Source organism: Qipengyuania aquimaris, assembly GCF_020171965.1.
GTDB classification, from domain to species: domain Bacteria; phylum Pseudomonadota; class Alphaproteobacteria; order Sphingomonadales; family Sphingomonadaceae; genus Qipengyuania; species Qipengyuania aquimaris_A.
This window is the reverse complement of sequence record NZ_JAIUZK010000001.1, coordinates 1506705-1532627: the sequence shown is the minus strand read 5'-3', so window position 1 is coordinate 1532627 and position 25923 is coordinate 1506705. Positions and strand designations below refer to the sequence as shown.

The window sequence follows — 25923 nt, the reverse complement described above, 5'->3', positions numbered from 1 at the left end:
TCGGGAGCGTTGGGATCCTGGTTCAGCGTGATGACCAGCTCTGCCAGGTCCGTATCGCCGTCGGCGTCGGTGATCTGGTAGGTGAAGGTATCGCTCGTGACACCCGAGGGGATCGAGGCGGTGGTCAGCGTATAGGTATAGCTGCCGTCCGGATTGATCGTCAGGTCGCCATAGGCGCTCGAGACCGTCACTGCGCCGCCAACTGCCGTCAGCGCGCCCGCATCGCCTTCTTCGCCGGTGCGCACACCGGTAACCTCGAGACCCGACTTGCCATCGGTATCCGCGCCAAGCTCGTCCGGATTGTCGCCCACGCCTGCGCCGTCATAGACGTTGCCGGTCGTGAAGTTGTCCAGACCTTCGACGACGCTGTTCGTGTCGTCCTCGGCCGTGGGAACATCGTCGATGACCTGGATGTCGAGGGATGCAGTGTCCTGCGATCCGTCGGTATCGGTTGCCACCACTTCGAAGCTGTCGGTGACGTCGTCTTGGCCGGCAGCGTCATGCTCGAGCGTGTTGTCGCTCAGCTCGTATTCGTAGAACACGGTTGCCGAGACCACATCGCCATTGGCATCGGTGGTCACGGTGACATCGGTGATCCGGGCGGTGCCGAATTCGCCGCTGATCGAAACCGGATAGGTCTCGCCATTACCCCACACCGCAGTACCGCCAACCGTCAGAACGCTCAGCCCGTCGGGGCTGTCGACCGTGAAGCTGCCGTCCTGCACCAGCGCGTTCGTATCGGGCGACGAGCCTTCCGGCAGGTCGTCTTCGTCGACAACTTCTTCAGGTGTCTCGAGGTCGAGACCGTTGATGGTCACGATGTCGTCCGCACCGTTGATCGTGATCGTCAGCGTGGTGGGGCGGTCGTCGCCGTCACCGTCGCTCAGCGTGTAGTCGAAGACTTCCGTCAGGGTCTCATTCGAGTCGAGGCCTTGGACCAGCGGGTTCGAATTATCGAGCTCGTAGGTGTAGCTGCCATCCGCATTGAGTGTCAGCGTGCCGTACAGACCGGCAAGCGGAGCGCCCACCGTGCCCGCATCGGTGCCGAACGAGAAAGCCGACACTTCGGCGCCGTCCGCACCCTGCGTATCTCCGCCATTGTCGCCATTGGCTTCGGCATCGGTGATGACATTGCCGCTGGCAGTGAGCGGACCGTCTTCGGTCACGCTGTCCGTATCCGGACGTGCGGTGGGCACATCGTCGACGATGTCGATATCGAGATCGCCGGAGACAGTGTCGCCATCCTGGTCGGTAACGGTCACTTCGAAGCTGTCGAAAGTGTCGTCGCCGTCGGTATTGGTGGTCAGCTCGTAAGTGTAACCGATCTCGCCTTCGGCGATCGAGGTCACGGTCAGAGTACCGAAGCTTCCCGTGAAGGTCTGGCCAACGGCGGTCACAGCAGTGCCGCCGATCGTGATCACCGCCGGTCCGTCGGGCGCGGTGTAGGTGAAGGTACCGCTCGTGAACTCGCCATCGGTCGCCGCAGCCGAACCTGCCGGAAGACCGGCTTCATCGACTTCGGTACCTGCCTCCCCCTCAACCGGAAGATCCAGCGTGACCGGGCTGTCAGCGATGGAGATGACCAGCGTGGCCGTGGCCGTATCGCCGTCACCATCCGTGATCACGTAATCGAAGCTGTCTTCGACATCGCCGGGCGTGCCCGCATCGCGGGTGTAGCTGTAGGTTCCATCGGCCGCGATCGTAAGCGTGCCGTATGCGCCTTGCACGGTTTCGCCCGCAGCGCCCGAACCGCCCGAACCGGTGAAGGACGTGACAACCGCATCGTCCGCGCCGACGGTGTCGTTGGCAAGAACATTGCCGTCAACCGGGCCGTATTCGCCCGCCGCAATCGCATTGCTGTCGTTCTCTGCACTCGGCGCATCGTCGATGATGGCGATGACCAGCGTGGTCGAAGCCGTGTCGCCGTCGCTGTCGGTAACGGTGAGAGAGAAGCTCTCGCTGTCCGGGTCGGAGAGCGTATTGTCGAGCAATTCGAAGCTGTAGCTGTAGGCACCGTTGCTTTCGGTGATCGTCAGTACGCCGCTGTCGGTCGCAACCTGTCCGCCAGCGGTCACATTGACACCGTTAATGACGAGCGAGGCAATTGTGTCGCCGCCGGTCGTGATCGAGATGACACCGGTTGCGATTTCACCGTCGCTCGCCGAGTTGGAACCCGCAGGCTCACCATCGCGAGCGCCCAAGGCGGCCTCGTCGACGTCGTTGTCGCCTTCGACCGCAATTTCTGGAGTGGAATCGGGCGAAAGGGTGAGCGTTACGGTGGCGGTAGAAACGTCACCGTCGCCATCGGTAATGGTATACTGGAACGTGACGGTTCCGGTCTCACCTGCACCCGGGGTGTAAGTGAAGCTGCCGTCGTCATTGTAGGCGAGGCTGCCCGTACCACTGAGCGAGCCGTCTACGGCTTCAACGCCGGTCGCAAGGTCCACGCCGTCTGCGCCGACAGTATCGTTGGCGAGAACATCGATCGAAATCGAAGCGTTTTCGCCAGCCTGCGAGGCGGCGTCGTCGACCGCCTCCGGAACGTCATCGACGATTGTGATGTTCAGATCGTCTTCGGCTTGGTCGCCGTCGAGATCGGTAATGACGATCGGGAAAGTGACGGTCGTGCCGTCGGTATCGCCGGTATTGTCGGTCAACTCGTAATCATAGGTGATCGTGCCGACGCCGGTTTCCGGGTCATAGGTGTAGCCGGTAACAGTAAGCGTGCCGGTATCGTCCGACACAACGACCTGCGGCAGGTTGTCGGGGTCGATGACGGTGCCGCCGATGGTGATCGTGTCGACGCCGTCGGGCGAAGTGAAAGTAATCGTGCCGGTCGCGGTCTCATCGTCGCCGTCGAAGTTCGAGCCTTCGGGCTCGTCATCGCGGGTATCGGTCGTCGGCGGGAGCTGCCCCTCTTCGACCACTGTCGCGTCATCGCCTTCGGGAACGTTGGTGATCACGTTCGGCGCATCGCCGATGTTGATGGTCAGCGTCGCGGTGCTGGTGCTGCCGTCCGCATCGGTGATCGTATAGGTGAATTCCTCGCTGACACCGCCGGGGGTGTTGACGAAGCGATCGTAGGAATAGCTGCCGTCGGCATTGAGCGTAAGTTCGCCATAAGTGCCGACAAGGGTGTCGCCGGGGGCTGCCGAGCCGCCGCCATTGGCGAAGCTCGTGACCGCACCGGCTTCGGCATAACCGTCGGCGCCGGATTCGTCGTTGTCCGTGACATTGCCGAAGATCGTGTCGTGCGAACCGCCCGGCACATCGTTGCTGTCATCGCGCGCAATCGGCGCGTCGTCGATGACATTGATCTGGAGCGTCGCGGTGGCGCTGTCGCCATCGGTGTCGGTAACCGTCATCGAGAACGAACCGTCGACGGTCTCGCCGACGAGGTTGTCCGTCAGCGTGAAAGAAAATCCGATCTCGCCACCTTCGATGTCGATGCTCGTGATCGTAAGGATGCCCTTGTCGCCGACGAAGGTCTGGCCGACTTCGGTGATCGCAACGCCGTTTATGGCCACCGACGCAACGCCGTCGGGCGAATTGAACACGATCGTCCCGGCCGATGTTTCGAGGTTGGTCTCGTCCTGGGTGCCTTCGCTCTCGTCGGTTCCGTCGACAGTGCGGGCCGGCAAGCCCGATTCGTCGACCGTCGCGATCGCGTTGATGACGCCTGCCGGATTGTCCGGCGTTTCGACTACGATATCCGGATCTTGGTCGACCAGGTACGGAATGATCTCGCGCTCTTCGGGTTCGGGGAACTGGAGCTGCGTATAAGGAAGCAGGTCGCCGATATCATAGGCGGCCTGGATGTTGCCCGGATCGACTTCGAAATTGCCGCCCGAGCTCTGCGGATCACCGGCAGCGGGCTGCGGCTCGTTGCCAGTCAGCAGGGCTGCGAGGTTGGCCGCAGGAACGGTGACACTGTCGACCACGATCTGGGGCACGATGATCGCGCCTTCGGGAATGACGATGCGCGTTCCGTCGTCGAGAACGATTACAAGGTCGCGGCCTGAGGAAGTCAGGTTTTCGAGAGAAGCCCCGTCGGGAAGGAAGACGACACCGTCTTCATTGGGAACAAGGACGATGTCCGCATTGGCACGAGTGGCCGCGGCCGAGGACTGGCTGTTGCCGGTGTCCATGTCCTGGCTGTCCTGTGCGTCGGCGAATTCGCCATTCTGCTCGAAACTGTCCATCATCTCGGTCCTCTTCTCAGCCGGATGGAGGAGCGAAATCCCCTCCGTAGCGCGAGAATTGCCGAACATGATGCGAGCCGGAAAAGACCGGGAGACCACCCCCCAAGATCATCTCGAGCAAGATACGGGCACAGGCCCGTCCAGCAATTTTCGCGGCCCGACTTTTCATCTCCACTCGGCGAATCGAGTTGCCGGAGAGACGTGTCGTTGCATTATGTGAAACAGTTTGAGGGCAATCTTTCAATGTTGTTAACTACTTGGCGCAGCCCGCAAATCACCCGAATCGGGCGGATTTCAGGCGAAAATCGCCAGTAAAACACTGATTTTTCAAGATACATTGTCACTGTCCGGTTTTGGGACGAGAAGACAAGAATTCGGCGCGGCTCAGGCGCTCGCAGAGACCCTCTGCCGGAAGGTAACGTTCACACGGTCCGAGAGGAGTAAATAGGGCATCCAGATGAAAATGCTGACCATGACCGTGTTCATATTGGCCATGAGCAGGGTGCCCAGGGGCTCGGCCACTTCGACCGGCAGACCCACGCCTGAAAGGGATCCCGCGATCGCAACCTGCGCGAGAATGTCGAGGATCCAGACATAGGCGAGCATCTTTGGAAAGAGGGGCACGCGGCGGAGCGCGAGGACAAAGCAGACCATGTAGAAGAAATTCATCATCGCCAGCTCGGCCGCCATCGCGAGATAAAGGATATGACTCCACGCGGGCGCGTGCGCGAGGAGCGCGGGCTGGATCATGAAGAACTCACCTGTCCGCATCACGATGCCGAACAACAGTCCCACGAGAAGCGAGGTCAGGAAGCCGGTCGTCCCGTAAAGCGGGTGGCTATGCGCCTCCTTTAGGCGCAGGCTCCTCCAGCGCCCGAAGAGGGCGAGCCGGACACCCGGTGCATTGTCGATCGACTGAAAGGCAGCGCGGGCCAGAAGGAAGCCGAGCAGCGGCGCGATGATGATTGCGAGATAGGGAATTGCAGCAAGGGCAAGCCAGTCGATGTCCGCCCCAAGCCTTCCCGCCTTGACCAGCTTTGCAACCGAAAGCAGTGCCATGACGCTTACCCATGCAACGGCCAGGTGATTAAGATGCGCCTCGATCCAGCGGGTTATTGCCACGCTCCTGAGCGCGAGCTTTCCGGAATAGGCCCTGACAGCGGTAGCGATCGGCCCTGGGGATCGAACCCCTTCCTGAGACACCACCCCCAGGAAGTTCCGAATCATTTCAATCTCCTAGCCGAATCACAATCGTGCGGCGCACGCGACATTCGGGTAAAAATGCATCACTCTTAGCTTTTGTTAACCTACGATCTTTACTTTTGCCCAATTTAAGTTACTAAAAAGTAGACAAATTGTGAAAGCGTTGCACCGAAGTTGACCGTAAGCAGCGTTTGAGTGAACTTAATTGTGCTCCGAGGGAGCCAGCGTGAAACGAACCGGTGCATCCGGTTACATAACCAAAACAGGTCGCGCCGGTTCCACAACGTTACCCCCCTCGGGCGGGCCATTCCGGAAATAGATGCCGGAGGTCCTGTGTATGAAATGACAGATCGTCTCTCCTGGCGAATGTCTTCAAGACTTGGGGTAATACTATGTTCAAGAACTACATCACTGAAGAAGCCGGTGCATCGGCAGCTGAATACGCTCTGATCCTCGCCATCGTTGGCGCCGTGATCGCTACGGCAACCATCGCGCTTCGCGGCGAAATCGTCACCGCGATCAACAATGCGAAGGACAACGTGAATCAGGCTAACAAGTCGACCACCGTCTAAGCAAAAATTAAGGTCCCGCCGGCACAGTCGGCGGGACCTTTTCTCGTTTTCAACTCGGGGGGGTAAAGATCATGCGTGGCAGGAATCTGCTCATTGCCGGTATTGCCGTATTCCTCGGCCTGTTGGCCGTGTACCTGGCGAATGCCTATTTTACCGGAATGGAAGAACGGCAGGAAGCGATTGCCGAAGAGCAGCAGCTCGCCCGCATCGTGGTTGCCACCCAGCCCATGAGTTTCGGCCAGCCGTTGACCGACACCACGGTCCGGCTTGCAAACTGGCCCGCGGAATCGGTTCCGGAAGGGGCCTTCACTTCTCTCGAACAGGCCATGATGGGCGGGCGCGTCGCGCTTCGTCCGATCGTGCCCGGCGAACCCATCCTTGCCACCAAGGTCAGCGGCGACAATGGCCGCGCGAGCCTGGCATCCAACCTGCCCGAAGACATGCGGGCGGTCTCCATCCCCGTTAACGCGGTTGCCGGTGTCGGCGGCTTCGTTCGCCCGGGCGATGTGGTCGACGTCATGTTGACCCGCATGATCCCCGGCCAGAACCAGCAGCAGCAGGACAAGATGACCACGGTCGTGCTCGAGAACGTGCTCGTTCTCGGCATGGACCAGGTTGCAGACGAAAATGCGACCGAGCCGGTCGTCACTGCCACCGCAACCCTGCAGGTCGACATGTTCGGCGCGCAGAAGCTGACGCTCGCCCGCGAAGTCGGCAATCTCAGCCTGGCACTGCGCAACGTCGAAAACCAAGAAGTCGGCGCGACGGAAACCGTCGTGGCAAACGACCTTGGCGGCGGTGGGCGCTACATCAACCGCAGCAGCGGCGCTCCGGCACCGGTTCTGGCGGCTCCGTCCTATTCTCCGCCTTCCCGCGGCGCTACTTCTGCGCCCAGGCAGGCACGTGCACCGGCTCGCCCGCGCGGTCCGACCATGAGCGTGGTGCGTGGCACCAATGCTGAAACCTATTCCGTGGAGACGCTCCGTGGCAATTAAGCACTCAGCCCTTTCGGCTCTCGCCTTCGCAACCGCGCTCGGGGCGGCTACCGTTCCCCACGCAGCCATCGCCCAATCGGGTTATGCTAGCGAATCCATGCATGCCGGTACGGTAGAAATCCCGGTCAACAAGAGCCAGGTCGTTACGGCTGACGTGCCGATCGACCGTGCGATGATCGGAAACGACTCGATCGCAGACATCCTGCCGGTTTCCGACCGTTCGGTTTACGTGCTCGGCAAGGAAATCGGCACGACGTCGCTCACGCTTTACGATCGCTCGAACCGCGTCATCGCGGTGATGGATATCGCCGTCGGCCCCGACGTACTGAGCCTGCGTGAACAGATGGCCGACCTCATGCCCGGCGAAACTGTCGACGCGCGCATGACCGGTGACGCTATCGTTCTCTCCGGTACCGTAAGCGATGCTGGTGTTGCCGACCGCGCGGTCCAGCTCGCCTCTGCCTACGCAGGCGCAGACAAGGTCGTGAACCTCATGACGCTCGGTGGCAGCCAGCAGGTGATGCTGGAAGTCCGCTTTGCCGAAGTGTCGCGCAGCATCGGCAAGGATCTTGGCGTCCGGACCTTCTTCAATGGCAACCGAGTTTCGGGCGTCACGGGCTCTGGCTCGCAGCTTACGCCCGGCGTTGGAAACAGCAATTTCGGCAATGGCGACCTGCAGGTCTCCGAAATCACCAACGCATTCGGCGTCATCACCCGCAGCTTTACCGATATTCTCGGTCTCGATGTGGATGTCGCGCTTGACGCGCTGGAAGAGAAGGGTCTTGCGAAAACTCTGGCCGAGCCGACCCTAGTCGCGCTTTCTGGGCAGCAGGCATCCTTCCTCGCCGGCGGTGAGTTTCCGATCCCCGTCGTGCAAAGTGGCGGTGGCGTCGGCGGCGGCCAGAACGGCATCACCGTCGAATTCAAATCCTTCGGTGTCGGCTTGGGCTTCACGCCAACCGTGCTGTCGAACAAGGTCATCAACCTGATCGTCGAACCGGAAGTCAGCTCGATCGACGAAACCGCGTCGATCAATCTGAACGGCATCCGGATCCCTGGCCTCCAGACCCGGCGTGCCAGCACGGTGCTCGAACTGCGTGACGGCGAAAGCTTCGCAATTGCCGGGTTGCTGCAGCGCGACTTCCAGACGACAGTCAACCAGGTTCCGCTGCTTGGTTCGATCCCGCTGATCGGATCGCTGTTCCGCTCGACCAGCTTCCAGAAGGGCGAGACCGAATTGCTGATCATCGTGACGCCGCGCCTGGTCGCGCCGATCCGGCCCGAACAGGTCCAGCTACCGACAGATCGCGTCAAGGACCCGATCCAGGCCGATGTACTTCTGAACGGCAACGCACATCGCACCAACGACCTGCCGCCGATCGCCGGCGATACTCCGGCCAATACGCAGCAGGGCACAGAAACCAACGCGCAGGAGGCAGCCGATGGCTACGAATACTAAGGCTCTTCGCACCGTGCTCCTGACCGCAGGCGTTATCGCCACGGCAGGCTGCGCGACCGGTAGCGGAAACGACTTCATGGCGGACACCAGCTGGGGCGAAGCAAATCGTCGCACGATGGCCGCCCAGGTTATCGATCCCAATCCTGTATACGAAACCGCGATCCCGCCGACGACTGCCCAGAACGCGGTCGCCGCAATCGATCGCTACTACGACGATGCCGTCAAGGAGCCCGACGAGGTCTCCACGACTGAGTCGCCGGAATAAGCCGGACATGAAACAATGGTTAGTGCAAAAAACCTTCTAAACAGGTTCCATAAGGAAGAGCGCGGCGCAGTCGCCGCGACCTATGCGCTAGCCATTATCCCACTCATCGCCATGGCCGGCGTCGGCATGGATTATGCCCGGCTTATGGGCATGGATTCCGAATTGCAGAACGGCGCCGATCAGGCCGCCCTTGCCGCCGCGACACAGCTCGATGGCAAGACAGGCGCTTGTAGCCGCGCCGCTAATGCCGCGGTTTCGCTGGTCTCCAACCTCTCACTTCTCGGCAGCGGGAACAGTGCGGTGACAGTGCCTACCGAAACGGCGTGTGACGCAACGGGGCAGGTCCGCTTCTATCGCGACAAGGCGAAGACACAGGCGGCAAACAGCGATGCCACCGCACGCTATGTGGAAGTCGACGTCAATGCAAAAACGGTCGACTATGCCCTTCTGCCGGTCACTGGTCTGCTTTCCGGCGCCACTCTCGATGCAACTGCATTTGCAGGATTGGGATCGGCCATCTGCCGTGTCCCTCCGCTTATGATGTGCAGTCCCGATCCTACCAGGCCGTTCGATGCTGCAGCAAAGCGCGGCATGGGCGTGCAAATGACCGGCCAGGGCGGCAACAGCTGGGCTCCTGGCGATTTCGGCTTCCTTGAAGTCGGCCAAGGCCAGCTTTCGGATCTCGTCGACGCGCTCGCCCTTGATATCGGTGCATTGAAATGTGCGCCGATTGACGGTGGGACGGACCCGGAAACCGGGAATGCACAGGTCTTGTTCAGCGCGATCAACACCCGCTTCGATATCGGTGATGGCAATGGCGGCCAGCTGAGTGTCTGCAATTCGGGGGCTTGTCCGCCTGCTCGCAATGTCGTGAAGGACGTGGTGAAGCAGAACGCAAACACCAACCCGAATTCCTGCCGCCTGAACAACAATGCCTGGGAATTGCCGCCTGTAGGCCGGCGTTTCCGGCCCGGTACTGGAACCGGCACAGAGCCGCGCACGGCATCTTTCGATGCCGACGGCATTATCGACGCGATGGGCCTTTCGCGCGACCTTTGCCATTACAATAGCTATGGGGTGACGTGCACGTCTCAGAATGGCGGCTTGAGCAATCGCTTCGGCAGCAAGCAGTGGGCGATTGCGGAGTATTTCGCGAAGAACCACGGGACAGGCATTCCCGCAACGCTTCCCGGCGGTGTGAACGCGACCAGGTATCAGGTTTATCGCTGGGAAATCGACAATAACGTCATTCCGCACGACATCGCAGCGGGCAGCGGCAGGCAGTACGGTCGTCCGATATGCCTCCCCGGCACCTCAACCATCGACCGTCGCGTGCTGACGATCGCGGTCGTAAAGAATTGCGACGCTCTCAGGGGCGGATCTACCGCCGTGGAGGTCGACGAGTGGGTCGATATGTTCCTCGTCGAACCGATCGTGGACGACAGTACGGAAGTGGCAAATGGCCGCATTCGTGACGGCGTCTACATGGAAGTCATCAGGGAAGCGGCCGTCGGTGGCGGTGCGGGCAATCCTACGCCCCAGGCCATCCGCAAAGACGTGCCGTATCTGATCGAATGACCTATTCCCGCGCCTTCTTGCCCTCCCAGAGCGGTGCCGCAGCTTCGGAAATGGCCTTGGTCCTGCCGCTGCTCCTGGCGATCATGTTCGGCGGGTTCGAGGCCGGTCACTACTTCTATACCGAACACAAGATCATTAAGGCAGTGCGCGAAGGCGCGCGGTACGCCGGTCGCCTCGGCTTCACCGGTGCAGGCTATTCCTGCCAGACTGCCGGCGGACCGACCGCATGGACTGCAGCTGGCAATCCCTCCCTTTCGAATACGCGGGCAGTCACCGTCTACGGCTCGACCGATACGAGCGGAAACCCCCGCATTGCGAACTGGGCGCTGACCGACGTCACCGTCGAATACCAGTGCAACTCCGCCTTCAACGGCGGGATTTATAGTGCTCAAGCTTCGGGTGGCCCGGTTGTGCGGGTCACCGCCACTGCGAGCTATCCCTCGTTGTTCAACCAGCTTGGTTTCATCGATGGCTCTGCCACGGTGAATGCAAGCGCTCAGGCACCGGTGAACGGCATATGAGCGTTCTGGCCAAATATGTCCGCGACGATCGCGGCGGGGCGGCAGCGGAATTCGCGCTGATCGTGCCGATCATGCTCGTTTTCCTGCTCGGTATTCTCGATGTCGGCTTCTACGCGTGGCAGATAAACCGCGCGGAAAAAGCGACCCAGATGGGCGCGCGTTACGCGGTGGTCACCGAAATGGTCCCCAATGGCCTGGAGACCTACAGCTTCGTCCTCGATGGAAGCACTGTGCAGGGCACCGCGGTTTCGCAAACCGCCTTCCCCGGCGTGGCCTGCACGTCGACGGCATGTACGTGCAAGGCCTCGTGTTCCTTCACACCGGGTTTCGACGCTACGGCCTTCAACAATATCGCAGACCGCATGCGCTTGTTCAAAAGTGAAATAACAAACGCCAACGTAAAGATAGATTACGATTGGTCAGGGCTCGGATACGCGGGCGATCCTAATGGTCCGGAGGTCGCGCCTATCGTGACCGTCCGGCTTGAATCCATGCAGCATCGCCCACTCCTTTCTTTCCTTCTCGGAACTGTCGATCTTCCCGATTTTGCTTACTCGCTGACGGCTGAAGACAGTTCGGGCAATGTCTCGAATTGAGAGCGCCATGACCGATTTTTCTGACACCTACGAAACGGACAACGGGATGACCCTTCCAGAAGGCGTGCATGTGTTCGCGCGTAAAGAGGCGCTGGGCAATGTCGCCATCCTCGAAGATTCGGTGACCTTGCACCGCCTGGGCACCGCCGAGGATTTTCCGGAGCAGGCCGTCGCCCAAGCAGCGATCGCGGTGGTCGAGATCGATTCCGATGATCCGGCGTCGCTTGCCCGTCTCGAACGCTTGCGGGCCAAACGTCCGAGCCTTCCCGTCATCGCCGGGTTGCAGGACGCACCGGTAAGAACGGTCCGCTCCTTGCTGCGCAAGGGCGTTTCCGATGTGCTGGAATTGCCCTTCTCCAGCGAAGAACTGATTGCTGCCATTGTAGACGTTTCGCGCGATGCGAAGCCGTCTGCGCCTGCGGTTCCGACCAAGCTGGCACCGGTTGTCGCGGTACTCGGCGCAGCTGGCGGTGTCGGGGCGACCACCGTCGCGACCCAACTGGCCACGATGCTGAGTTCGCGTTTCGGCGAAGGCGCGCGTACTGCTCTCGTCGACCTGTCATTGCAGAGCGGCGATGCCGGAGCTTATCTCGACCAGCGTCCGCGGATGACGATCAGTCACCTGTTCGACGCTATCGACAAGATCGACGACGACCTCATGCGGTCGGTTGCCGTGGACTGCGGTGACGATCTCGATCTGTTTGCCGCTCCCGACGATATCGACCCGATCGAAAGTGCATCGGCCGATGCGATCGCAAGGATGATCCGCGAAACGCGCAAGCGTTACAGCGCTGTGGTGCTCGACATGCCCGCGACCTTGCCGAACTGGGCGATGCCGATCCTGCTTTCGGCGGATGAAGTCGTGCTGGTCGGCGTGGGTCGCATCGCTGCGCTGCGTCACGTGAAACGCAAGCTGTCGCTGCTCCAGATGCTCGGCCGCGAACGACAGAACATCTCCATTGTGCTCAACCGGATTTCGGGCGGTTTATTTAAACGTTCCGATGTGTCCCAAATGGAGGACCTGCTCGGATATGACGTTGCGCAGACGCTAGAGGAAGATACGCAGTTGGTCGAAGAGGCGCAGCTGCAAGGCGTGGGTGTCTCGACGCTACAGAAGCGTGCGCGACTATCTCGCCAGATTGCCGACCTGGCCACTTCGATCAGTGCGAAGATCGGGAAGGAATACTGAGATGTGGAAGACCAAACTCGACGAGACGTCGCACGAGGCGCCGGTCACCCAGCAGAATGACGCCGACCTGATTTCTGCCGAGGATGAGGAACGCATCCTTTTTGGCAAGAAGGACGAGCATACCGAAAAGATGCTCAGGCTGAAGCTGTCGATCCATCACAGCCTGCTCGATCGCCTGAACTTGGCCATGCTCGACCAGACCCCGACCGAGCAGATCAAGGCGCAGATTTCCAGCATCCTACCCGAATTGCTGGCCGACTTCGACGAACCGCTCAATCGCGAAGAGCGTGAAAAGCTGGTGCAGGAACTGGTCGACGAACTGATGGGTCTCGGCCCGCTCGAGCCGCTTCTTGCCGACGAAACGATTACCGACATCCTGGTCAATGGCCCTGAAACGGTCTTCGTGGAAAAGCGCGGGATGCTCCAGCCGGTGCCAACAAGGTTCCAGGACGAAAAACACCTGATGCGCGTGATCCAGAAGATCGTCAGCGCGGTCGGTCGCCGGGTCGACGAAAGCTCGCCCTTCGTGGACGCCCGCCTCGCCGACGGCTCGCGTGTAAACGCCATCGTCGCACCGCTTGCGCTCGACGGTTCGCTGGTTTCCATTCGTAAATTCGCCAAGAGCCCGATCAGCATTGCCAAGATGATCGATCTGGGCAGCGTTCCCGAGCAGATGGCTCCGGTGTTCGAAGCGATCGTCAAATCGCGGCGCAACGTGCTTATCTCCGGCGGTACCGGTTCGGGTAAGACGACGCTGCTCAATGCCATGTCGTCCTACATCGACGAGGCGGAACGCATCGTCACCATCGAGGACTCCGCCGAACTCCAGCTGCAGCAGGCGCACGTCGCCCGCCTCGAAACACGTCCGGCGAACATCGAAGGAAAAGGCGAGGTAACCCAGCGCGATCTCGTCAAGAACGCCCTTCGTATGCGTCCCGACCGCATTATCGTGGGCGAGGTCCGCGCCGGCGAAGCCTTCGACATGTTGCAGGCCATGAACACCGGCCACGACGGCTCGATGACCACGGTCCACGCCAACACCCCCCGCGACGCGCTGAGCCGTGTCGAGCAGATGATCGGCATGAGCGGCATCGACATCACGTCGAAGAGCTCCCGCGCCCAGATCGCCTCGGCCATCAACGTCGTCGTCCAGGTCGGACGGCTTTCCGATGGCCGCCGCAAGATCAAGAGCTTGTCCGAAATTACCGGCATGGAAGGGGAAACGATCACCATGCAGGAAATCTTCCGCTTCCGCATGACGGGACGCGCAGATGACGGTTCGGTCCTCGGCCATTTCGAGGCCACCGGCATCCGGCCCAAGTTCCTCGACGAGGCAGAAGCTCACGGCATGCATCTTTCGCCCGAACTATTCCGTCCGGACATGAAGCTGGGCTGATGACGACCGAAATCATCCGCATCGTCTTCCTGCTGGCGATTTTCGCCGCAGCCTTCCTCCTGTTCCAGACTGTCGGCCGGGCCGTCGCGGCCCGCAGGGCACATACTGTCGCCACCAATCGACGCATGTCCCTGATCCAGAAAGGCACGGCACGCGAGGACCTGTACGGAGAATTGCTGAAGAACCGGCCTCGCGAACACGAAGCGCTACCTCCGCTGCTGCGACGCATGGCGATCGGCTTCGAGCATATGATCTACACGTCCGGCATCAGCTGGAGCATTTCGCAGGTCTTGGTCGCGATGGCAGTTGCCATCGGTCTTCTCTTCATCATCGCGTTGGGGATTGCTGTAGGTGCCGGAGCGGAAATCGGCTTCGGGGCCATCCAGCTGTGCCTTTTGTTTGCGATCGCAGCAGGGGCAGGCATCCCGTATTTCATCCTCAAGCAGGTCGCGAATAGCCGTCGCAAGACCATGGAAAAGCAGTTCCCGGTTGCGCTCGACATTTTCGTGAGGGCCCTGCGTTCAGGGCACCCTGTCGCCTCCGCAATCGAGCTGCTGACCCAAGAGATGGAAGACCCGATCGGTTCGGAATTCGGCCTTGTGAGCGACGAGATCACTTATGGTGCAGATTTGACCACTGCCCTTGATTCAATGGCTGACCGCTGGAAACTGGAAGACATGCGCATGTTCGTCGTCTCGCTCTCGGTCCAGAGCGAAACGGGCGGCAACCTTGCGGAAATTCTCGAGAACCTGGCCGGCGTGATTCGCGATCGTGCAGCCATGTACATGAAGGTCCGCGCCCTGAGTTCGGAAGGGCGAATGACCGGCTGGATGCTCAGTATCCTGCCGATCTTTGCATTTGTGACGACCTTCCTCGGGGCACCCGAATTCTATCTCGATGTCGCGGAAGACCCGATTTTCATCTTTGGCTCGATCTTCCTGATCCTGCTCTATTTCGTCGGTGTCTTCGCCATTCGCAAACTCGTCGATCTGAAGGTCTGATATGCTCGAACTCGCAGCCACAAGCCTTGTCGTGCGCCTCCTCGTCCTCGCGCTGATTTTCGCGTTGGTGACGGGAGTGATCCTGATCGTCGTGAATGGCGTCGAAGCACGTCGCCGGGCCAGCCAGCAAATCGCGCGCCTGGATTCCCATGCCGCGTCGAACGAGAAAGCAAATCTCGTCCGCTCGGATTCCGACAGCCGCTGGGCAAAGATTGCCGACAGCATCGAACGCACCGGCCTGAGCCTTACCGATCCGAAGAACCACAAGCTTGAAAAGCAGCTCAAGATGGCGGGCTATTCCAGCCCCAGCGCACCGCGAGTCTACACGATGGTTCGCATTGGAATGGTGTTCCTGTTCCCGGGTCTTTTCCTGCTGCTGATTTCTTTCAGCTCGGAACCGCCCGGGCTGCTGAACATCTACCTCTATTGCTCGATCCTGGCTGCTCTCGGCCTCTACATTCCCAACCTCTTCATTCGCGCCAAGGCGGACCGCCGGAAATCCGAAATCATCAACGGATTTCCCGACGCGCTGGACCTCGTGCTGGTGTGCGTCGAAGCGGGGCTCGGCCTTGAATCCGCGCTCGATCGAGTGGGCCGCGAAATGACGAGGTCTCACCCTCTCATCGCCCACCTGATGATCGAGACCGTCCTGATGACCCGTGCCGGTGCTTCGCGCGAGACCGCCTTGCGCCAACTGGCGGATTCCTCGGGTGTCGATGAAATCCGCTCGTTCGCGACGCTGCTGATCCAGTCAGACAAGCTGGGTACGAGCATCGCCAACACCTTGCGCGTCTATGCCAACGAGATGCGTGAAGCGCGCAGGATGCGCGCCGAGGAAAAGGCCCACCGCATCCCTGTTCTGATTTCCATTCCGCTTGTCGCTTGCATGTTGCCGACGATGATCGGCGTGCTGGTCCTGCCGGCAGTCATCATGTTCGTGCGCGACATCGGTCCCGCTATGTCTGGAGGAGGATAAGATGAAGAAAGTTCCTGCAACACTGGCCGCACTTGCGGTCGTCATGCCGCTGTCTGGCTGCCAGAGCTTCATCAACGCCTTCAACTTCGGCGACCATACCCGCTCCACCCAGCCGCTGTTCGGTCAGGCGGACCTTGAAGAAGGTCGTCGGCTTCTTGCCGAAGGACAGTACGGCAACGCTATCCCCGCCTTGCAGCGTGCTGCCCTGAATCGCCAGACCGCACCTGATGCGGCCAACGCGCTCGGCGTGGCCTATGCGCGCATCGGTCGAGGCGACCTTGCGGAACGATATTTCCGCGCAGCAGTGACGCTCGCACCCCAGGATGCAAAATTTGCAGCCAATCTGGAGCGCTTCTATGCCAGCGACCTTGCCCAGGATATGCGAACGCTCCACGCTCAACGCGAAGAAGCCCGCAAGGCCTATGCAGAATTCGCGCAGTCCGAAGCGTCGATTGCAGCACAGCCAATCAATGAGGAACGCCTGGTCCAGAGTGGGGGCGAGCAGCGCAAGATCACTCTCGAACGCGGCACGGCGACCGCTCGCATCGCGCTCGACGGCGCAGAGCCAGGCAAGGCCCGTGTAAGGGTCCGCACCGCCAAGGCAGGGGAAACCCCCGCCGCATCGAGCCCGTCGGTTCGTGTTCGCGTCAGCGGCGAGCCGGTCCGCCCGCGCGCTTCCGCACGTCCGACCGAAGTACGCATCCAGTCGTCGGGCAACTATCCGATGCGCGTCCGCATCGGGGCCGATCATCCAAATGAACGGACCGTCGCAAACGGGTATCCCATGCGTGTAAGCCTCAGGGGTCCCAAGACCGACGAGCGTAAGGACTAACGAAGGAAGATGGCCCTCGCGACTATCTCGTTCGGCGTTCTCGCCGCGCTTTCCTCTGTCGGTGCGATCACCGACATCGTCACTCGCAAACTTCCGAATATCCTTTCGCTTGTCCTGGTGTTGGCCGGGCTGGGGTTTGCATTGGCGATAGGAGGCTGGGCCGCACTGGGCTGGCATGCCCTTCATGTCGCCGTCGCCTTCGTGATCGGTTATTTCATGTTCGTCTGGAACATCTTCGGCGCGGGAGACGGTAAATTCTACGCCGGCTCGGCCGCGTTCTTCCCGATCATGGATGCTCCGGCCCTGGCGCTCTGTATCGTCCTGGCGGGCGGCGTCCTCGCCCTTTTCTGGTTTACCTTGAAGCGTTTCATCAAAGGCATGAAGCGCCGCAAAGATGACTTCGCGAAGCTGCCCTACGGTGTCGCCATCGCAGTGGGTTCCGTCGGATACGCCGCTCTAACCACGCTTGGATGAGCATGGAGGCGGATCTGGCAAATGCGCGACCGAGGGGGGCAAGGCAAAAAGCCACCTTCCTCGGTGTCGCAATAGTCCTGGTACTCGCCGGGTTTGCCATTTTCGCTGCTCCATCATGGCAATCCGCGTCCAAAGATAAGGCGGGGATATTCCGAGTTGCCCTTCAGCCCAACCAGACCAAGACGCGCCTGCCTGAAATCCAGCCTCTTTCACAGAATGGGCAGACAGTTGAGGACGAGCCGGCTCAAACAGCTGAAATCCGTGGCCCGGACGAATTGCCCACCCCTGAAGCGCCAAGAGTAGACTTGGCGAGCGATACTCTATCCCCTGACCTGATGAAGCTTTCGTACAAGCTCGAACCGGCATTCGATGGTGGGCCTGACGGCATGCTGGTGCAGAAGAACCTCGTCCGGGAAGGAAGGGGGGAGACGAGCCTGCCGATTTTCCTGATGGGCGGGACACGCATCGAAATCGATCGTGATGCCTTGGCCCACGCCCTGACTAAACTTGGCCTCGACCAGCAAGCCGTTTCGTTGCCCGAGCAAAAGCGCCTGACTTTGGAGGCTGTGCGGGGTTCCGGCGTGGATCTCGCCTATGACGCAATCCGGGACCGGCTCGTACTCAACAACGCACCGGACGAAGCCCGGCCTTAAGAAGGGTCAATCTTCTTCGCCCCAGTCGATCCGGACATCGATGCGGCTTTCGTCGACACCTGCCGCCTCCGCTATCCGGCGGCGGGCATCGCGCACTATATCCGCCAGCGATCCGGTTTCGAGGTCATCGGATGCCCGCACGGCCGGTGCGCCATAGACCAGTTCAAGCTCCGAAATACCGAGTTCGACAGCAAGCCTCTGCATCGTGGTATGGCGCGGACGTACTCTGTCGCTTTCCCATTTCCACAAGGTCGGTTTGCTCACTCCCGCCAAGCCAGCGAGCGCGCGCATGGATAAGCCTCGATTTTTGCGCAGGCGCTTGATGCGCTCGCCTAGCGTTTCATTGTCGACGCCATGCAGTTCGTCGGAATGGCCGGATGCGAAATCCGCCGCTTCGACTTCCTCGTCGGAGAGCTGTTTGGCGAAACTGCAGCCGTAGAGCTGGTCGTCGAACCAGACCACCTTGGCGATCACCGGTCCGATTTTCGGAAGGACGACCTCGAGCGGATCGTCGAGCGAAAGGCTCGCGGCTGTCTTCACCAGCATTCCGCTCGGGGAGAGGTTGAGGACTTCGGCGTCGAATGCCCGTCCCGACTGGCCCACACCAGTACGAAGCCGCAGGACAAGACGTCGCGCCCGCCGACGCGGGTCTCCTTCTTGCGCGACACTTTCCGCAGTCTCGACTTCTTCCGACACCCTAACTTCCCGCATTATCCATGGACACAGCCCATGATCGACCCAAAGCCGTAGTGTGGCAAAGCGGTGCCAGTTTGTCACCGCGTAATCGCCGGGCGCTTACAGCCATTGGTTCCCACTTTCACTTATCTTACCAGACAGCGATGCAGGACGCGCGTTCCATTGCACCCACGTCATCGGACGTCGAAGGCTGGAGCGGCGAATTTCGCGCGACCTTGAAGTTGGGGTGGCCCCTGGCAGCAGCAAACCTGCTCCAGATGCTGACCTACGCGGTAGACGTCATTTTCATCGCTCGGCTTGGTGAAGGGCAATTGGCGGCTTCGGCGCTTGCCATCGCCCTGTTCGGCCTGGTGATGTGGGCATTATCGGGGCTTACCGGCGCTGTGGCTCCGGTGGCCGCCGCCGAATTGGGAGCGCGCGCACCTGCTCTGCGGCCGGTGCGACGCAGCGTGCGCATGGCCTTGTGGCTGGCGGCAATCGCCGGGACACTGGGAATGGGATTGTGCCTATCGCTCGGCCCGCTGATGCGCGTCACCGGTCAAGAGCCGCAAATCATCGCACTCGCGATCGAATATAACGCGATACTCGTGCTCTCACTCATCCCGATGCTGTTCAACAATGTGTTGCGCAGTTTCGTCTCGACGCTCGACCGTCCGATCCTGGCCACCGCCATCACGGCGGGTGGCATATTCGTCAACGCGCTCGCCAACTATGCCTTCATTTTCGGCAATCTCGGCGCTCCCGAGCTTGGCCTTCGCGGCGCAGCAGTGGCGACCATCATCACGACGCTGACGACGCTTGCCGCCTACGTCCTGGTGATCCGCCTCGATCCGCGCCTTCATCGCTACCGCGTATTCGGCAGGTGGTGGTCGCCCGACTGGGCGCGGTTCCTGCTGATCGTCCGGATCGGCGCACCGATCGCCCTGACGATCACGGCGGAAGCGGGCATCTTCGGGGCAGCTGCATTCCTGATGGGCAATATCGGGGCGGCGCAGCTTGCCGCGCATACGGTAGCGCTGCAGATCGCGGCCCTCGCTTTCCAGGTCCCGTTCGGCATCGGCCAGGCTGCAACGATCCGGGTCGGCTATTTCTATGGGGCGCGGGATCGAGAAGGGATGAAGCGCGCAGGATGGATGTCGATCTGGGTCGGGACGGGGTTCATGGTGATAACGGCCCTCGCCATGATCCTGATCCCCAAGCCGCTGATCGCTATCTACGTCGATCCGTGGGATCCGAAGAATGCAGTCCTGGTCGGTTTTGCGCTCAAATACATCGTCATCGCCGCGGCATTCCAGCTATTCGATGGAATGCAGGCGGTCGCGGCCGGGGCTTTGCGCGGCCTGCAAGACACCCGCGTCCCGATGTGGATAGCGGCCTTTTCCTATTGGGTCCCCGGGATTGGTACTGCGCTCGTCCTTGGATTCTACACGCCGCTCGAAGGCATAGGCGTGTGGATCGGCCTTGCGACCGGCCTCGTATTTGCGGCCGTGCTTTTGGGTTGGCGCTGGCATCGCAGGGACGAATTGGGGCTCACCACCTTCGCCCGGTGAGAGGTCTGGCGTCGCGCTTGAACGGCGAAAGCGACATGCCCCTGTTGGCACTCCCCAGGGGCGATCCAAATTTAGAAAATTTCCGTTCCGCGACCTGTTGACTCGGCCGTGGCGCATCCCCATTTGCGCCCCGCTGGCACTCTCGACGTGGGAGTGCCAAATCAGGTATTCACTCTCAGTAGAAAGGTCATCACCATGGCATTTCGTCCGTTGCACGACCGAGTTCTCGTGCGCCGCATCGAAGCAGAAGAAAAGACCGCAGGCGGGATCATCATTCCCGACAGCGCCAAGGAAAAGCCGAGCGAAGGCGAAGTCGTCGCCGTCGGCAACGGTTCCAAGGCGGAAGACGGCACCGTGACCCCGCTCGACGTGAAGGCGGGTGACCGCGTTCTCTTCGGCAAGTGGTCCGGCACCGAGGTCAAGCTCGACGGCGAAGACCTGCTGATCATGAAGGAAAGCGACATCATGGGAATCATCGGCTGATCGCCGACCCTACCGCTTTCTAACGATACCCAAGTATTCCAGGAGAAACACCAATGGCAGCCAAGGACGTAAAGTTCGGCCGTGACGCGCGCGAAGGCATCCTGCGCGGCGTCGACACCCTCGCCAACGCCGTGAAGGTCACGCTGGGCCCCAAGGGCCGCAACGTCGTGATCGACAAGAGCTTCGGCGCCCCCCGCATCACCAAGGACGGCGTTTCCGTCGCCAAGGAAATCGAACTGAAGGACAAGTTCGAGAACATGGGCGCGCAGATGATCAAGGAAGTCGCATCGAAGGCGAACGACGCCGCCGGTGACGGCACCACCACTGCAACCGTTCTTGCCCAGTCGATCGTGACCGAAGGCATGAAGTCGGTCGCAGCGGGCATGAACCCGATGGACCTCAAGCGCGGCATCGACCTCGCAGTCAGCAAGGTCGTCGAAGATCTCGCCGGTCGTTCGAAGGAAGTTTCGGGCAGCGAAGAAATCGCGCAGGTCGGCATCATCTCGGCCAATGGCGACCGTGAAGTCGGCGAAAAGATCGCCGAAGCCATGGAAAAGGTCGGCAAGGAAGGCGTGATCACCGTCGACGAGAGCAAGGGTCTCGAATTCGAGCTCGAAACCGTCGAAGGCATGCAGTTCGACCGCGGCTACCTGTCGCCCTACTTCATCACCAACCCGGAAAAGATGACGGTCGAACTCGAAAACCCGTACATCCTGATCCACGAAAAGAAGCTGTCGAACCTGCAGGCGATGCTTCCGGTTCTGGAAGCGGCTGTCCAGTCGGGCCGTCCGCTCCTGATCATCGCGGAAGACATCGAAGGCGAAGCGCTGGCCACCCTCGTGGTCAACAAGCTGCGCGGCGGCCTCAAGGTTGCAGCGGTCAAGGCTCCGGGCTTCGGCGATCGTCGCAAGGCGATGCTGCAGGACATCTCGATCCTGACCAAGGGCGAAATGATCAGCGAAGACCTCGGCATTAAGCTCGAGAACGTCACGCTCGGCATGCTCGGTGAAGCCAAGCGCGTCACCATCGACAAGGACAACACGACCATCGTCGACGGTGCCGGCTCGGAAGACGACATCAAGGCCCGCGTTTCGGAAATCCGCACGCAGATCGAGAACACCTCGTCGGATTACGACCGTGAAAAGCTGCAGGAACGTCTCGCGAAGCTTGCTGGCGGTGTGGCCGTCATCAAGGTCGGCGGTGCTACCGAAGTCGAAGTGAAGGAACGCAAGGACCGCGTCGATGACGCGCTGCACGCAACCCGCGCAGCCGTTGAAGAAGGCATCGTCCCGGGCGGCGGTACCGCCCTGCTCTACGCGACGAAGGCTCTCGACGGCCTCGAAGGCGCCAATGACGACCAGACCCGCGGTATCGACATCATCCGTCGTGCGCTGCAGGCTCCGGTTCGCCAGATCGCGACCAACGCCGGTCATGACGGTGCGGTTGTCGCAGGCAAGCTGACCGACGCCAACGACACCTCGCTCGGCTTCAACGCTGCTACCGACACCTACGAAAATCTCGTAGCTGCCGGCGTGATCGACCCGACCAAGGTCGTGCGCACCGCGCTGCAGGACGCAGCTTCGGTTGCCGGCCTGCTGATCACCACGGAAGCTGCCATCGTCGACCAGCCGGAAGACAAGAGCGGCGCGCCCACAATGCCCGACATGGGCGGCATGGGCGGAATGGGCGGCATGGGCTTTTAAGCCCAACCGACCAGCCGACAGGCTAAGAAGAGGCCCGGCAGGAGCGATCCTGCCGGGCCTTTTTCTTTTGCTTGTGCCTTGGCCCCCGCGACCTGAGGGCTATCAGCTCTCCGCAGCCTCAGCGGCAGTTGCGCCCTCGATATCTGCGTCCGGCGAATTCGGGTCGACGCAGACCTTGGCGATGAGTGGCAAGTGATCGGAACCCACGTCCTCGCCGATCTCCAGCTCCTCGACCTTCACGCCGTTCTTCACGAAGATCTGGTCGAGCGGCCAACCGACGAAGGAATAGTCGGCCGGGAAAGTGGGGTAGCTGCCACGCCCGGCGCGAGGGTCGAAATAGCGACCCTCGCGTGCGAAGCGCGATGTCGTATCCGACCACGGCACGTCGTTGAAATCACCAATGGCGAGGACATTCTCAAGCTCGTCCGGTGTCATGGCGCCCGCCCTGGCGATATTCGCATCGCGCGTTGCGGTCGATTCACTCGGCAACGGGGGCCTGGGATGCAGACCGATCACTTCGAAGCGCGCGCCGTCGCCCATGCGAAGCGTCGCATAGAGCGTTGGCGTGTTGGAGCTGGTGTTCGCGACCATTTCGGCCCGATCGGTCCGCAACCTCGTGGCGAATGCCATCCCGTATTTATTCTCCAGCGGCATACCCAGGCGATAGGAATAGCGCGACAGCTGCGGGGCAAGTTCTTCGACCCACTTCTCGTTCGTTTCCATCAGCAGGAGAATGTCGGGGTCGACGCTATCGATCAGTTGCGCCGTGCGGTCATACTGATCGTTCGACTGCAGCACATTGAAAGCGAGCACGCGGGCACAGCTCATCCCGTCTACCTCGTCCGGCAGAGCGACCTGCGGCGAGGCGAGGAACGTGTAAGGCCATAGCCGCCACAGGTTGATGCCGATGGTCGCGAAAGCCAGCACCAAGGCCGTGATCCATCGGGGCCGTGCAAGGAATATTGCCGCAATCCCGAATATTCCGGCGAGCAACATCATCGGCTCGCGCAGGAAGTCGAGCATGCGGACAGTGCCGCGATTGGTATCGTAAAGCGACACCAGCGTAAGGATCAGGAAAAGCGCGAGAAATGCGAAGATCGCTTTCCCGGCAAGGCTCAGATTTTTCAAAGATAATCCCCCGCAGCCTCAAAAAATGGCTCGGGGTCTATACCTCGGCGCTACGCGATTGTTCCGCTTCGGGGGGCGATCAGCCCCCCTTGCGGCTTTCTTCTACGGCTCTGACCACCTCGTCGGGCCAGGTGACCTGCGTCTGGGTTTGCGGGTTGAACAATCCGCCCTCGAACTGCGCCGCTTCCGCCGCCGCGATCTCCTCCGCAGTGAGGAACTCGCTCGGCTCAAGCGCGAAGATGTCGAGCCCGCGGGTAATTTCGGTCGCGTAGATACGTCCGTTATACCAATAGGCCGACCAGTAACCGCCGGTGACCAACTGGTCTTCATCGATCGGTCCGCGATCGAAATAAGCGATCTCGAACGGGTTTGCCGCGTCGGTGAAGTCGATCACCGAAATGCCGCCCTGGTACCAGGCCTGCACGAAGATATCGCGGCCCGGGACAGGAATGATCGAGCCATTGTGCGCGACGCAGTTTTCCTTGTCGCTCTGCGGTGCGGGCAGCTTGTAGGTGCCGCGATATTCCAGCTTGCCGTCCTCGAGCGCATAGAATGCGTTGGCACCCCAATCCATCGGATCGCCTGCCTGGCAGCGCGGACGACCGCCCCCGCCCCATTCATCGGTAAACAGAACCGTGGTTCCGTCATTGCTGAATGTGGCGGAGTGCCAATAAGCGAAGCCCTTGTCGGTGACGTCGGCGATCCGGACCGGTTTGCGCGGATTGGAAATGTCCATGATGATGCCATTGCCCGAGCAGGCACCGGCGGCGAGATTCTTGGCCGGGAACACCGTGATGTCGTGACACTGGTTGGTCACATTGGTTTCCTGCGTGCCTTCACCGTGATTGCCGCCGCGCCACAGGCCGGCAATTTGCCCATCGGTCGCGAAGACGCGCGGACTATCGACGATGCGGGCCGCAGAAGGATTGGCGACCGGGATCTCGATCACGTCGATGCTGAACAGCGCGGTCTCGTCACCTGCGGTATCGAAGCATCCGGCCAGTTCCTCGTCATCGCGAACATAGGATGTGCCCGAATTGTAGAGGACGATCGTCTCGTCATCGGCAGAGACGATCGAATGGGTGTGACTGCCGCGACAGGTCTGGACCAGCCCGACCTGGCGGGGCCGCGTGATGTCCGAAATGTCGAAGATGCGGATACCACGGAAACGGTCTTCGCTGACCTTTCCATCCACGCCCTGAAGGCCGCAATCGACGCGGGCGCGGCTGTCCTGCACGCTCATGACCAGAAGGTCGCCGACGATGGAGACGTCACCCTGTCCGCCCGGACAGACCGTGGAGCTTACCAGCTGGGGCACGCCGTCATTGCCGAGGCGGTATGCGTTGAAGCCGTGATAGCTACCTGCAACCAACAGATCGCCCGAAAATGCCATGTCGGTGTTGGCGAAGTCCAGCAGCGATCCGCGCTTGCCGAACTGCGGCTCGTCCTCTTCCTCGTCATCCTTCTTTGCGTCGCTCTCTTCTTCGTCCTTTTCGATCAGCGGCTGCAATTGCGCCGGGTTCTTGGGGTCGAAGAAGCCCGCGGGCTTGGGCTGGGCCGCGACAAGGCGCAGGCCGGAGATTGCCTCGCCCGCGTCACGCAGGCCGGCAGTCAGTGTCGCTCTCGGATCGCTGGACAGCTGGGCGAGCAGCGCGTTCATACGGTCGATCTCGGCCTGCTGGTCGCTGACCACGTCATTGGTGAACTCGAACATCACCGGCTCGTAGGCACTGCCGGGCGCTTCGTGCAGGGTCTTGACCATGGTGAGCGCGCCCTTGTGATGCTCGATCATCAGACGCAGGAACTGGCGGTCGAAATCCGTTCCGCTCGATGCCGCGAGTTCGGCCATCTGGGCAGGCGTCGCCATGCCTTTCATGATCGAATGACCCGCGTGACCTGCGTGCATGGAATGGTCCATCGCAACCGCTTCGCCGCGCGCTTCCAGCCACTCGGTCATGAAGGCGATTTCGTCCTTCTGCGTGGCGAGGATACCGGCGGCGATCTTGCTCACCGCGTCATTGCTGGTGCGGTCCTGGGCAAGTTCCGCCATCTGGACCGCTTGACGGTGGTGGGTGATCATGCCCTGCATGAACACGACATCGCCAGGCGAGTAGGAGGTATCTGCAAGCGCAATCGCTTCTTCACGGTCGATCACGCGCGGAGCTTCGCCCGGCGCTCCGGGCAGAACGATCGGCACTTCCTGCGCCAGTGCTGCGTGCGAAGTCGTGAGCAGCATGCCCGCAGCCATGGTGCAAAGTGTCGTTTTCATGTCAGTCCTCTGCGAATCCCAAACCCTTGGCGCGCATAGTCCCGACCGCGTCGGGCGGGTCAAGCGCAAAGGCCGCGGGCACAAGTCGCTGGTCGATAATCATGGGCAGTCCGGCGAAGTGCGCCAATGATCGGCGCTTGGCGGACCAAATCGGACGCTGGCTCGTTGGTAGGGAGAGAACC

The 25923-nt window shown here is 61.0% G+C and carries 22 protein-coding genes; 17 read left to right on the top strand and 5 right to left on the bottom strand.

What is annotated here, in order from left to right; all coding sequences use genetic code 11:
* Both LCM24_RS07585 and LCM24_RS07580 read right to left on the bottom strand, forming a co-directional pair.
* The coding region (locus LCM24_RS07585; RefSeq protein WP_224803426.1) for a beta strand repeat-containing protein at window positions 1-4271 on the bottom strand (4271 nt) is incomplete at its 3' end.
* A gap of 315 nt (window positions 4272-4586) precedes the next feature.
* On the bottom strand, window positions 4587-5324 hold the full coding sequence (locus LCM24_RS07580; RefSeq protein WP_224803425.1) for a DUF2569 family protein: 738 nt from the start codon (window positions 5322-5324) through the stop codon (window positions 4587-4589).
* A 473-nt stretch (window positions 5325-5797) separates the two neighbouring features.
* On the opposite strand from LCM24_RS07580, the gene LCM24_RS07575 reads away from it, so the two are divergent.
* The 14 genes from LCM24_RS07575 to LCM24_RS07510 all read left to right on the top strand — a co-directional run bounded on the left by LCM24_RS07575 (window position 5798) and on the right by LCM24_RS07510 (window position 17912).
* The gene (locus LCM24_RS07575; protein WP_224803424.1) at window positions 5798-5977 is read left to right on the top strand and encodes a Flp family type IVb pilin; all 180 of its coding nucleotides are present in this window, start codon (window positions 5798-5800) and stop codon (window positions 5975-5977) included.
* Between the two features lie 71 nt (window positions 5978-6048).
* Window positions 6049-6972 carry a Flp pilus assembly protein CpaB gene (gene cpaB / locus LCM24_RS07570; RefSeq protein ID WP_224803423.1) on the top strand — a complete coding sequence of 308 codons (924 nt, stop codon included), beginning with the start codon at window positions 6049-6051 and terminating at the stop codon, window positions 6970-6972.
* A complete protein-coding gene (locus tag LCM24_RS07565) occupies window positions 6962-8431 on the top strand; it encodes a type II and III secretion system protein family protein (RefSeq protein WP_224803422.1) in 1470 nt (489 codons plus the stop codon). Before cpaB ends, LCM24_RS07565 begins: the two co-directional genes overlap by 11 nt.
* Window positions 8415-8696, top strand: coding sequence for a hypothetical protein (locus LCM24_RS07560; RefSeq protein ID WP_157799457.1), 282 nt, complete (start codon window positions 8415-8417; stop codon window positions 8694-8696). Before LCM24_RS07565 ends, LCM24_RS07560 begins: the two co-directional genes overlap by 17 nt.
* A 15-nt stretch (window positions 8697-8711) precedes the next feature.
* Window positions 8712-10274: a TadE/TadG family type IV pilus assembly protein gene (locus LCM24_RS07555; RefSeq protein ID WP_224803421.1), complete on the top strand. Its 1563-nt coding sequence runs from the start codon at window positions 8712-8714 to the stop codon at window positions 10272-10274.
* On the top strand, window positions 10271-10795 hold the full coding sequence (locus LCM24_RS07550) for a TadE/TadG family type IV pilus assembly protein (RefSeq protein ID WP_224803420.1): 525 nt from the start codon (window positions 10271-10273) through the stop codon (window positions 10793-10795). Before LCM24_RS07555 ends, LCM24_RS07550 begins: the two co-directional genes overlap by 4 nt.
* Complete coding sequence (locus tag LCM24_RS07545) at window positions 10792-11391, top strand: TadE/TadG family type IV pilus assembly protein (RefSeq protein WP_224803419.1); 600 nt, start codon at window positions 10792-10794, stop codon at window positions 11389-11391. Before LCM24_RS07550 ends, LCM24_RS07545 begins: the two co-directional genes overlap by 4 nt.
* 7 nt (window positions 11392-11398) lie before the next feature.
* On the top strand, window positions 11399-12580 hold the full coding sequence (locus LCM24_RS07540; protein ID WP_224803418.1) for an AAA family ATPase: 1182 nt from the start codon (window positions 11399-11401) through the stop codon (window positions 12578-12580).
* A 1-nt stretch (window position 12581) separates the two neighbouring features.
* The gene (locus LCM24_RS07535) at window positions 12582-13976 is read left to right on the top strand and encodes a CpaF family protein (RefSeq protein WP_224803417.1); all 1395 of its coding nucleotides are present in this window, start codon (window positions 12582-12584) and stop codon (window positions 13974-13976) included.
* Window positions 13976-14977, top strand: a complete 1002-nt coding sequence (locus LCM24_RS07530; protein WP_224803416.1) for a type II secretion system F family protein — start codon at window positions 13976-13978, stop codon at window positions 14975-14977. The genes LCM24_RS07535 and LCM24_RS07530 overlap by 1 nt, the downstream gene beginning before the upstream one ends.
* A 1-nt stretch (window position 14978) precedes the next feature.
* Window positions 14979-15953, top strand: coding sequence for a type II secretion system F family protein (locus tag LCM24_RS07525; protein WP_224803415.1), 975 nt, complete (start codon window positions 14979-14981; stop codon window positions 15951-15953).
* Between the two features lies 1 nt (window position 15954).
* Window positions 15955-16785 carry a tetratricopeptide repeat protein gene (locus LCM24_RS07520; RefSeq protein WP_224803414.1) on the top strand — a complete coding sequence of 277 codons (831 nt, stop codon included), beginning with the start codon at window positions 15955-15957 and terminating at the stop codon, window positions 16783-16785.
* A gap of 9 nt (window positions 16786-16794) precedes the next feature.
* The gene (locus LCM24_RS07515; RefSeq protein ID WP_224803413.1) at window positions 16795-17259 is read left to right on the top strand and encodes a prepilin peptidase; all 465 of its coding nucleotides are present in this window, start codon (window positions 16795-16797) and stop codon (window positions 17257-17259) included.
* A 2-nt stretch (window positions 17260-17261) separates the two neighbouring features.
* Window positions 17262-17912: a hypothetical protein gene (locus LCM24_RS07510; protein WP_224803412.1), complete on the top strand. Its 651-nt coding sequence runs from the start codon at window positions 17262-17264 to the stop codon at window positions 17910-17912.
* A gap of 6 nt (window positions 17913-17918) precedes the next feature.
* Here the strand turns inward: LCM24_RS07510 and LCM24_RS07505 are convergent, their stop codons facing one another.
* Window positions 17919-18623, bottom strand: coding sequence for a helix-turn-helix domain-containing protein (locus LCM24_RS07505; protein ID WP_224803411.1), 705 nt, complete (start codon window positions 18621-18623; stop codon window positions 17919-17921).
* Window positions 18624-18751: 128 nt separating this feature from the next.
* Between LCM24_RS07505 and LCM24_RS07500 the strand changes: the two genes are divergently transcribed.
* From LCM24_RS07500 to groL, 3 genes are all read left to right on the top strand, one after another.
* Window positions 18752-20158, top strand: coding sequence for an MATE family efflux transporter (locus LCM24_RS07500; RefSeq protein ID WP_224803410.1), 1407 nt, complete (start codon window positions 18752-18754; stop codon window positions 20156-20158).
* Between the two features lie 195 nt (window positions 20159-20353).
* Window positions 20354-20641: a co-chaperone GroES gene (gene groES / locus LCM24_RS07495; RefSeq protein ID WP_090477425.1), complete on the top strand. Its 288-nt coding sequence runs from the start codon at window positions 20354-20356 to the stop codon at window positions 20639-20641.
* A gap of 53 nt (window positions 20642-20694) precedes the next feature.
* A complete protein-coding gene (groL, locus tag LCM24_RS07490; protein ID WP_224803409.1) occupies window positions 20695-22344 on the top strand; it encodes a chaperonin GroEL in 1650 nt (549 codons plus the stop codon).
* A 102-nt stretch (window positions 22345-22446) separates the two neighbouring features.
* On the opposite strand, the gene LCM24_RS07485 is transcribed toward groL, so the two are convergent.
* Entirely contained in the window at window positions 22447-23472 is a 1026-nt protein-coding gene (locus tag LCM24_RS07485) for an endonuclease/exonuclease/phosphatase family protein (RefSeq protein WP_224803408.1), read from the bottom strand.
* Between the two features lie 79 nt (window positions 23473-23551).
* Window positions 23552-25741: a DUF305 domain-containing protein gene (locus LCM24_RS07480; protein WP_224803407.1), complete on the bottom strand. Its 2190-nt coding sequence runs from the start codon at window positions 25739-25741 to the stop codon at window positions 23552-23554.
* Window positions 25742-25923 lie beyond the last annotated feature (182 nt).